Source organism: Streptomyces sparsus (assembly GCF_054776295.1).
Window position 1 is genome coordinate 1 of record NZ_BAAHCA010000073.1, and the last position, 11,291, is coordinate 11,291.

The 11,291-nt window shown below is 73.7% G+C and carries 1 protein-coding gene; it reads right to left on the reverse strand.

Translation table 11 applies throughout. From position 1 onward, the window contains the following. Positions 1 to 9: 9 nt before the first annotated feature. Entirely contained in the window at positions 10 to 11,259 is an 11,250-nt protein-coding gene (locus ACYVE9_RS06950) for a lonely Cys domain-containing protein (RefSeq protein WP_461026846.1), read from the reverse strand. Positions 11,260 to 11,291 lie beyond the last annotated feature (32 nt).

Sequence of the window (11,291 nt, forward strand, 5' to 3'; positions counted from 1 at the left end):
TCCTGACCGTCACCGGACTGGAGGTGGAACTGGCCGCCTCGCCGCAGGCCGCCGCGCCGCCTCCACGAGCCGGGGCAGCGGCACGAACGCGGTGAGGGTGGCGTCGGTGCCGGCTGCCGTGGCGGTGTGCAGCAGGGCGGCGCGGTAGTCGTCGGCGTCGAGGGCGGTGCCGTCCAGGGGGGCGTCGGGCAGGGTCGCACGGACCTCCCGTACGGCCTGGTCCAGCAGGTCCATGGTGAACGGTGTGACGTCGGCCAGCCACGGGTCCCTCCCGCGCATCGCCTCCAGGGCGCCGATACCGGCCAGCAGGTGCGGGTAGGCGTCGTCCTGGTCCACGTCCGGCCCGAACGCGGTCCGCAGTGCGCGTACCAGCCGCAGGGCCGCGTCCCGGACAGCGGGCGGGGCAGGGGCGTCGTCCAGGTGGAGGCCGGCGGCGCGGGCCACGTCGTCGAGCGCGGCACCGGCCGGCTCAGGCCGGAACTCCAGCCATCGCCCCCGCCTGCCCCGCGGATCGGTGTTCAGGATGCGGACGTGACCGCCGCCCTGCTGTTCGCTCAGCCGCTGGATACCGCTCGGCCGGGTGGAGGCGAACACCGTGCGGCCGGTCTCGTTGGCGGTGTGCTGGGCGTCGCTGACCGTCCCCAGGGGGTCGGCGACGTAGGGGGCCGACGGGGAGTCCCCGTTGACGAAGTCCGGGCCGCCGGGAGTGGCGTGCCAGCACTCGTCCATCACGATCACATGGTCGTCGGAGAGCCGCGCCACACTCGGCCGCCGCTTGAGGAAACCACCGGTGGCGGTGGACCGCACGATGTGGTTCGCGCCGTCCTCCAGCGCCATGTCCGTCTCCCCCGGCAGCCCGTGCGCGGCGAAGAAGTACGCCGGCCGGCCGGCCCAGGGCACCGGGTCCGGATCCTTGATGAGGATGCCGGCGGCCTGGTCCCGGTGCCAGAGCTCGGTGGTCTCCGGCATCTTCCGCATGAGCCCCTCGAAGCGGGCGGCCTCGGCGGGGTGGTACACGAAGCGTCCGATCGACCGCCCCTCCGAGACGTGGGTGTACGACATGACCTTGCCCTCCCAGGCGGGCGCGTCCCGTAGGTCGTCCGGACCGGGCACCTCGCCCGGCTCGCTGACGCTCCAGGTGCCCGCCGTCTCACCGGGACGGTGCTCCGGTGAGACGGCGGCCGGGCCGTCCTCGGTCTGCGGGGTGAACCGCAGCCTGCCGCTGGTGGCCCAGGTCGTGCGGCCCGTGCGGTCGGCGACCACACGCGGCAGATCAAGGCCCCGCGCCCCCGCCTCCGGGACCAGCAGGACCACAGGGGTGCCGTCCGGGAGCCCCGTCAGCAGCGGGTCCAGGGCGAGCAGTTCGGCGAACACCTCCGTGGGCACCTCGTACGGGGTGCCCTCGTCGTCCAGCACGACGACGTGGTCGTGGCCGCCTCCGGGCGCCAGGACGACATAGGGCGCCGGGTCGGTGCCACCGAGCGGGGGAACGCCGTAGGGCTGTTGGGCCGGTCCGACCACCTGAGTGGTGTCCAGGTTCCTGACCCTGCCGCCCGTCCAGTTCCTGCCCAGGCTGCCGCCGGTCCGGGGCAGCGTGCGGGCGACGGAGAACACCCCGTCGAGCACGAGACGGAACGCCGCCAGCCCGGCGAGACTCCGGGCCGCCTCCACCGTCTCGTCCATCGCCACCCTGAACAGCCGGCCGCGCTGCGCCTTGGTCACGGCCTCCTGCTCGCCCAGTCCCAGGACGTACCGGGTCACCGCGTCCAGGTCGAACGGGCCGTCCCGCAGCGGGGATCCGGCCACCGCCAGTCGCAGGGTGTCCAGCCGCGCCAGGGTCTCGCGCAGGGCCGGATAGAGCGGGGCCTGACCGATCTCGGGGCCGTAGAGGTCCTCCAGGAGCTGGTGGTGGTCCGGCTCGGCGGGCAGGCTGTCCTCGTCGGTCTCCCCGCCCTCGATTCCGTCCTCCCAGTCCATGATCATGTCGAGGGAGTCGACGCTGCCCTCGGGGGACGAGGGTTCCGGCGAATCGAGCAGCAACCGTGTCGGCGCCGAGGTGTCGGGCTCGCCCCGCTGTACCCGGATGAGCCGGTGCTGTTCCGGTGTCAGGTCCAGCTCCGCGACCGGCAGTCGGTCGCCGAGGATCGCCGCCTGTGTGGCCTGGGCCAGCGACAGCGTCACCCCGATCGCGTCGAGTTCCGCGACGGACACGTCTCCCTTCAACGGCACGAAGGGCGGCGGAGGGGCCGCCGGGGGAGGCGGGTCGGCTGGCGCGGCGGCCGCGGTCTTGACCTGTTCCGGCACGACCCGCACGCCCAGCCGTTCCGTGAAGAGCCTCGCCACCTCGTCCAGCCAGCCGGCCGCGACGTCCGGGTCGAGACCGGGCCGGACGGAGTCGCTCATGTAGCGGCCCGACTTGTCGTTCACCGTCCACCGCTTCAGCTCCCGGCTCCACAGGAACTCGCCCGAGACGCGGCTCTTCCCGGGCTCCGACCGGCCCGACTCCCCGAACCGCGCCGCGATGCCCGTGTGCCCGAGACCGTCCAGGTCCTTCCGCAGCTCGTCCGCCGTCAGGTCCGGGTTCTCCCGCCGCATCCCGGCGAGCAGCGCGTCGAACTGCTCCTGCGTGAGGATCGCGCTCGGCTGCTCGCTGCCCAGCAGGACCCGCCCGTCCCCGGTCACCGTGTAGATCCACACCACGTCCGGGTTGGCCGTGATCAGCAGATCGGGGTCGACCTCGTCCAGGGGGGTCCACAGGGGATTCACCCGTACGTCGCCCTCGCTGTCGCGTTCCTCGGGCTTCACACGCTTGGGGGCCACGCTCTCGCCGTACACGAGCAGGTCGAGGGGCTCCGCGTCGCTGCCGTCGTAGTGGTCCCGGCCGTTGTAGTGCACCTCGACCACCCGCGAGGCGTCGTCGCGTCCGGCCCGCGCGTCATCGACCCGGAACCCGTCCCGCACCACCTCAACCCGCGCCTCGAAGGCATGGGCGAGCAGAGGCAGGAAGACCTCGCCCACCGCGGTCATGTACCGCTCCTCCCAGTGCGTGACGGCGTCGAGGACCGCGTGGAGTTCCACGTCGTCCAGGGGAGCCTCGCTCGTCGGGTACAGGGCGGTCAGCTCCGCGCGCAGGCCCGCCTCCGAGCGGTCGACCAGGGTGTCCGCGTCCACTCCGTGGTGCGCGAGCAGCGAGACGAGTCCGGCCCGGTGCCGTCCCGCGATCCTGGCCGCGAACTCCGTCGTCATTGACATGCGCAGTTGTCCGATGACGGCCCGGGGCAGTCGTCCTCCGCTCGCGGTCACGTAGTCCTCGACGGCGTCGCGCATGGCGGTGGCGACGGAAGTCTCCGGGCCGCCCGGGTAGTGCGCGGTCGCGGACGTGACCGCCGCCCGGCTGCGCAGCCCGCCGCGTACGGTGTCGGCGTCGTCGAGCCAGGAGTACGCGTCGGGGTCGGACGCCGCCAGACCGGGCAGCCGACTCCGGACGTACGCCGGGTCGCTCGCCATGAACGAGAAGAAGAGGCACGCCCCGGTGCCCGGCACCGGTACCGGCTGCCCGTCGGCGGCCCGGCCCGTGGGCATGGGCGGCGGGAGCGGCGGGAGCGGTGACGGCGAATCCTCGGACTGCCCGGAATCCGACACGTCGGCGTCGGAACCGGCGTCCGAACCGGCGTCCGAACCCGCGGTGGAGTCGACTTCGGCGGTGGCGTCGGCGTCGCCCCCCGTCACGTCCTCCACCGCCCCCTCCCGCACGGCGAGTTGGTAGTGCCGTCCCGCCAGGCTCAGCACGACGTGCGGTCGCGGGCCCGCGGGCGGCAGGTCCAGGGAGCCCGTCAGGTGGCCCGTGGGGTCGGACGGGCCGGGCCGGAAGTCCTGGAAGCGCCCGGCGTCGTCGACCACGGTGACGTCCACCCCGAACGTCCGGGCGGCCAGCACCGGCAGCAGGTCCGCCGCACCGTGGTCCCAGCCCGCCGAGCCCTCCGCGTTCCCCGGGCGCATGAGCTGGGCGACGGCCAGCGCCGCCCGAGCCGCCCGGTCCGGGGTCACGGAGTGCGGCATCAGCCCTCCCAGCCCGTCGAACTCGCGGCCCCCGGGGGTGTCCGCGCCCAGCGGCCCGGTACCCCGCAGCCCCGCCCCGGTGGCCTCGGCGTCGCTGAAGGTGTCCGTGACGTCCGGGGCGACGGCGTCGAGCAGGTCCGCGTCCGACGGGTCCATGAGCCTGGCGGTGAGCATCCGCCGTACGGCGTCCGCCGCCGCCCGCCGGTCGCCGAGGTCCACCCCCTGGCCGGTGAGCAGATCCGGCGCGCTCCTGCTCAGCCCCTCCACCAGGGCGTGCAGGAAGGCGTCCCCGTCCTCCGGCACGTCGTGCAGGGCGTACGTGACCTGGTCGGGTGAGGTCAGACGGGCGTCCGCGCCGGTGCCGGTCCTCGTGTACGCGGGGGGCGCCGGGGGTGCGGGCAGCGCCGGGGGCGCGAGCTCCGCGGCGGGTTTCCGGTAGCTGACCGCCGGGGGCTCCGGTCGGCCCGCCAGTCGCTTCCGCCCCTCGGCAAAGGCCGCTTCCTGGTGCCACCGGGTGAGCTGGTCCGTCGCCGCCCTCACCGTGTGGTACTCGGCCGCCGCGTCCTCCGCCGTCGTCCTCAGCGCGTCGAGCAGGGCACGCCGGTTGCCGAAGGCGGTGACGGCCGCGTCGTGCCGCCGGGTAGCCGCCTCGGTCCGGAGAGCCGCCGCGGCCACCGCCTTCTCGGCCCTCGTCACGTTCCGGGCCGCCTCCTCCGCGGGCCCGCTCAGGGTGGCCACCCGGGCTTCGAGTGCGGGCAGCCGCGCCTCGGTGGCCGCCAGCTCCGTACGGGCCTGCGCGATCTGCTCACGGGCCAGTTCGGCCCAGCCGTCGTGGGCGGCCTCACCGGCGGACTCCGTGTCGGCCTGGAGGGCGGCCCGGGCCTCCCGCACCTGGCCGCGTACCTCGTCCAGCAGTGCCCTCGCCCCGGTGAGCGCGTCGCGGGGGGCGACGGCGGCTCGGTTCGCCGCCGCCAGACGACGCTCCTCCGCCCCGGCGGCGGTCTCCGCGTCGTCCAGGGCGATCCGCGCGGCGTCCCGTTCCTCCTTCAGGCCGATCGCCGAGCGGCGCTTCCTCCAGTAGGCCTTGTCGGCAGCGACCCAGGCCGCGCTCGCCCTGCCGACCTCGTCCCACGCGGCGCCCACCCGGGCGGGGAAGTTCGTGTCGTCGATCAGGCCGAGTTCCCGGGCGACGTCGTCCCTGATCCAGGTCAGCGCGTACGCCTCCGAGCCCACCGCCTTCAGGCCGGGCCTGACCTTGCCGAAGGTGCCGCCGACGAAGCGCCCGACGGGGGAGTCCTTGAGGCCCCGCCGCACATCGGCGACGCTCAGCCACTCGGTGGGGACGGCGAAGAGGAACACCCGGCCCGTCTTGGGCTTCGTGTTGATGGAGGTCAACTGGTCCGCCGAGGTGGGCAGCGCGTCCCCGTCGGAGGTGTACGGCCCGGTGCCCGCCCCGCCGATCTGGTGCAGGCCCGTCTTGTCGGAGCTGATCAGGACACCCGCCCCGAACGCGGAGTCCTGGACGTTCTCCCGGCCGACGGAAGCCGACGCCCCGACCCCGGTCCGCCGGAGCATCTCCATCTTCTTGCCGTCGGCGACGGTCAGCAGCCGGGCGCGGCTGAAGTCGGGTTTGGCGTACAGCTCGAGCTGCGCGCTCTCGGTGCCGGCGATGTGCTTCTCGGTCAGTCCGGGGATGCCGTAGCCCTGCGGTGTCACCGCACGGTGGTAGTACGCCGTCAGGGCCGCGTTGCCGGACCCGTCCTCCAGGGCCTGGGCCGAGCCGGTGCCCAGCCGGGTCAGCCCGGTGTCCCTGGCCCTGCGCGCGGCATCGGGCCCGTCCATGGAGAAGCCCGCGTCGTACGACAGGGCCAGCGCGTAGGTGTTCGCCATTTGGATGTCCGCGAGGCCGACGATGCGGCGGACGTCGAAGCCGGTGGCGGGGAAACGGAACGGCTTGAGGGTGCCGTCACCGTGCCGGGTGTCAGGGCCCAGCACGTACGGCGAGAGGCCCTGCCGCGGCGCGGCGAGCCCCGTCAGGTCCGGGGGAGGCAGCAGGTCGGCGCCCGGTTCGGCGTCGGGGGCCATCAGGCTCAGGGGCACGTGCTCGCGCAGGGTCCCGGCGGGGTGCGCCACGCTGATGACCTGCTTGCCGCGGAACCGGTCGAACCCGGCGCGTACGGGTCCCCGCTCCTCCGGTGCCGGGTCGTCGGCCTCCAGCGTGATCCGGAGCGTGTAGGGCGTCGCGATCTCCGCGTACGGTTCCGTCGACGCCGCCCGGAACACGGTCAGGGTGGATTCCGTACGGCTCTCGCCGCTGGACGTCCGGCCGGATCCGGTCTCCGTGAAGGTGGGGCCCGCCGCCACCGCCGTGGCGGCTTCCGTGTGGACGGCCTCGCCGACCAGGTAGCCGAAGTCGGCGCCCCTCGTCGACTCGGCGCCTTCGGTGACCGTCTCGACGGCCCGCCGGTTCTCCTCCATCTCCACGCTGTGGTCCAGCATCTCGAACGTCGGCGTACCCGGTTCGAGCTCGACCCTGATCCGGACCTGCCGCTTCCCGAGGCGGACGCTGTGCCAGCCCCAGGCGCCGGTGCGGGCCGGCACCGCGGAGCCGCTGCCGGTCATCTCCTTGTCCAGGGAGCGCAGGACGCGGGACGACACCAGGGTGCGGACGCGTTCGCGGCCCGCGTCGTCCAGTCCGAGCGTGGCCACCTGCTGTTCGAACGCGGCGAGTGCCGTCGTCGGGTCCAGCGCGTTGACGGCGTACGTACCGAAGTTCTCCCCCCGCAGCCACGGCTGCGGTGACCAGCGGTGGCGGGTGTAGCGCGGCACCTCGCCCATGCCGTCGTCGATCAGGCCCACCATGTGGGCGCTCTTCTCCGGGACGTGGGCCAGCCAGCCACCGGGCACGGTCGTCATCCGCCCGGCCGCCGCGGCGATCCAGTCCGGCACGAGCGGCCGGCCTGCCGCGCCGGAGCCCAGCAGGCTGGACGTCAGGGCCAGCCAGTGCTCGGCGGTGCCCGACACGAGCACCTGGTGGCCGAAGCCCTTGCGGTTCATGTCGTGGACGAAGGCGCGGGTCACGGTCATGCTCGACTGGTCGGCCGTCGACCAGGGGCTGGCGACCAGCCCGTACGTACCGAGCAGGCCGGGTCCGGCGGCGTGGGAGCGTGCGTAGACGAGCTGCCCGCCGACGAAGAAGGTGCGGGTTCTGGTGAGCTTGCCGGCCGTCTGGCCGGTGCCGCCGAGCACCATCTCCGTGTCCATCGGCACCGAACCGGTCAGGGCCTGGATGTTGTCCACCGCCGACAGGTGCCGGAAGTTCGCCCAGAGGGTGGCGTACGGTCCCTTCCCCATCAGCCCCGAGGCACTCCAGCCCAGCGGTCCGGAGCTCTGGTCGAAGTTGGCCGTCAGGTACTGCGGCTGGAAGGCACGGAGCACGGCCTCCCGGGTCGGCGCCCCCTCCTCGGTGAGCTGCCACGCGCCGCCCGACCCGGCGGTGATGACCTGCCCCAGGGCCGAGACGAGGGCGGGGGACGGCACGACGCTGACGGTCAGGAACGGATGGTTCTGGAGGTCGCGGAACATCTGCGAACCCCGGCCGTCCGGGGTCACCGGGCCCGGTTCCCCCACCAGGTCGGTGGCGCGCACCAGGCTGCCCGGCCGGGACAGGTCACCGAGGGCCAGCGCCCTCGCCCGGCCGGGCCGCAGGACGCGCACCGGTTGCTCGGCGACGCTCGCATACGGGTTGGCCGCGCCGCGGTGGTGCGGGTCCACCGCGGGCGCGTGCGTGCCCGGGATGCTGATGAGCACCTGCCCGGTCCGGGGGCCGCCACCGATCCGGCGGCCCCCGGGCGCCGTACCGACGAGCAGGTCCCGCGGCTGGCTGAAGACGAACGGCTGGGTCCCGAGCAGCCCCAGCGTCGCCGCCCCCCGCAGCAGGCCCCGGAACCGCCAGTACCCACCGCGGTCCACGGTGAGCGAGAGGTCGTAGCGGTAGAGGTGCGACGGCCCGGCGCTCACCGTCATCGGCTCGTACGTGGCCGTGGCACCGAAGCTGGTCTCCTCGTCGGACTGCCACCCCCAGCGCACGCCGACGCTCGGCCCTCCCGAGTTGTTCGGGGCGCCGATGTCGTCCGCCATGGGGTCGCGGAAGGCGAGCAGCCCTTCGACGCCCGTCTCCCCGATGCGCTTGGCGCTCTTCTGCCCGTCCACCCGCTCCACGCCGACCGAGCTGTAGCGCAGCTTGAAGTCGTCCTGCACGCCCTCGAAACGGCGGTTGGTCAGCTCCCCGTGCAGCCAGACGTAGCGGTGGCCCTGCCCGATCCGCCCCGGCTCGTTGAACCGGATCCGGATGCCGGTCGTGGTCAGCGCCTCAAGGTTCCCCGCCATGCTCCGGTGCGACAGGACGCTGAGGACCTCCAGCGTGTTGGCGAGAGCCGTGCGGTACTCGTCGTCGTTCCGCCACCGCGTCGGCGCGGGGCGGGCGCCGTCGGCCGGACCGGGTGGGTCCAGGAGGGCGTGCGCCCGCTCACGCAGGGTCCGGTGCTCCGGCGGCGCCAGTTGGTCGAGCCGGGCGACCAACCCGGGATACGCCGCCGCGAGTGCCGTCAGCACCTCGTCGGCGAAGGTGTCCAGGAGGGTGCGCTCGCGTCCCGTGACACCGGCCGGCCCGGTCTTCGTGCCGTCGGCGAAGGCGAACTCCTCCACCCGGTGCATGCCCAGGGTGGGCGGCCTGTCCGGGGTCAGGTAGGCGGGGGCGAACGGCTCGGGCGCCCCCGCCCGCGGCGCGCGGCGAAGCCCGTCGTCCCAGCCGGCCAGCCGCCTCGCCTCCGTACGGGTCATCCGGTCCACGCTCCAGGTGTGGAACCGCTGCGGCCGGGTGCCGCTGCCGCTGCGCTGGACGTACACCGTCTTGCGGACCAGGTAGAGGCCGGTGGCGTCGCCCTTGACCTGGCCGGCCGTCTTGATCGCCCCGGAGCCGCCGAGACCGGCGGTGCGCGACACGGAGAAGAGATAGCGGAACGCAGCGCCGAGCTGGAGCCGGAGATTGAGGGTGCCGTTCCCCAGGTCGAACAGGTTGAAGGCGGGTCCCGCGACGCCGTCGATGCCGATCGCCGCCGTCTTCTGCACGCTGCGGTCGTTGCGCACGGTCAGGGTGTTGATGTCGCGCATCTCCGCGTCGGGCGTCTCGGTGATCAGCGTCGCCCGGCCCGGCACCACATCGACCACGAAGACGCCCAGCGGCGTACGGGCCTTGTCGTCGGCGAACAGCGGCACGGTGGTGACCCGGCCCCTCGACAGTGCGGTGCTCTGCCGTTGGAAGCTCAACGAGGAGAAGAAGGAGTTCAGTTCGGCATAGGCGGTGCTGCCAGGTGCCGCACCGATCTCCTGGGCCGCCCAGTCCCGCATCCGGGAGACGGGGCCGAACCCCTCCGTCTGGACCAGCCGGTAGGCCGACTGCCGGCTGAGCTCCATGGAGCGGGGGATGCGCCCGAGGGTCGCGGTCGTGCTCGTCACGCTGTCCGGCAGCCGTACGGACAGCCCGTCCCGCACCGCGAACCCGAACGTGGCGGGCCCGGATCCGGTCACGGGCCGGTCCTCCGCGTCGACGATCCGCAGGTCGTAGTAGACGTTGTCCAGATACACCCGCGAGCCGTCGAGCGCGCGGGTCTCCGTCTGGCTCGTCCCCTGCTCGGTCTGGCCGTATCCCACGCGGTCGGTGAAACCGAACCGCAGCCCGATCCTGCCGAAACCGCTGAACTCGTCCAGGCCCACGGGCCCGATGGGTCCGCCGAGCGCGATCTGCGTCACCGACTGCATGGTCTTGCTCTGCCCGGCCGTGAAGACCGACCGCTGCATCCCGTCCACCTTGACGGGGCTGCCGTGGGTATCGGTGAACTGCTCCCAGTCGCCGTAGTGGCGCAGGGTGACCGACAGCTTCCGCACGCTGCCGTCCTGTGCCGTGTAAGGGAAGACGCGGCCGTCCCCGGCCAGCGTCTTCGGCTCGTGGGTGAAGGCGTACGTGACATCGTCCATCAGGCTCGAACCGGCCGTACGGCCCTTCTTCGGCTGCGCCGGGCGCACGGCGTCCGTCCCGGTGGACAGCACCCGGCCGATCTCCACCAGCGCCTGGCCGGTGCCGCGCAGGACGACGTCGCTGTGCCCGAAGGTCACGCCGCCGGAGACCAGTTCGAGAAGCACCTCCGGGGGCGCGTCCTGCACGAGCTCCTGCACGTCGTCGATGTAGGCGGGCATCCGGGAGCCGTTCCCGAAGTCGGCCCGCTCCCGCCGCCCGCCGAGCGGCCGGGGCAGGTCCCGGTCCAGCCCGGGGGGACGGGTGCTGGGCAGCACCGGGGCGTACGGCTCGGCGCCGGGCGCACCGCTGGTGGTGGCCGGACGGCGGACGGGCGGCGGAAGGGCACCGGTGGCGGTGGCGGTCGACGGTGCGGTGGAGGGCGAGGGCGCGGTGGCCGTCTGGGGTGCGGTGGGGGTGAGGTCCCCGATGTGCCTGCTGAGGAGTTGCAGGTGGCGGTCGCGCAGCCCGCCCTGGGCGAGCCCGTCGGGTGCGGGGCGCCGGTAGTCCCCCAGGAGGCTGCCCTCGACGTCCGGGCGGTGGGGTGCGACCGCGTGCCGGGACTCGTCCCGCAGGCCGAGCATGTGCGTGATCTCGTGCGCGTAGTCGATGGGATCGGCGTCCGCCCACCAGGCGGTACGGGTCATCTGCTGGTCGCGGCCGACGAAGTCGACGTTGAGCCCGTTGGGGTGCGGGTCGCTCTCGACGCGCTCCACGGTCACATGCAGGAGATCCCCGTTCGGCAGCCGGTGCCCCGGTGCGTTGAGCGCCGACTCGACACCGCTGAGCACCTTCTCCCAGACCCCGTCGGGCATCCGGTCCGGGTTGCCGACACCGACCTGGACGGTCAGGTCGGTGACAAGCTCGCCGCCCAGCTCGAAGCGGCGTACGTCGAACTTCGACCTCACCGCGAACTGGGTCGTCCCGCCGGGCCGTTGGGGGTCCGGCGGTACCGACACCGGGTCGACCCAGGTGTGCGAGCGCGGCACCGGCTCCACCGCGCTGCGCGCCGCCTCCCAGGCGGGTGACCCGGAGGCGGTTCCGGGGGCGGCGGCCCCCGGAACGGATGGGGACGACCCGACCACCTCGGGGCGGTCCGGTGCCGGATCGGCCTCCACGCGGGGCACGCCGGTGGATTCCTCCTGCTGCGGGGACCGCG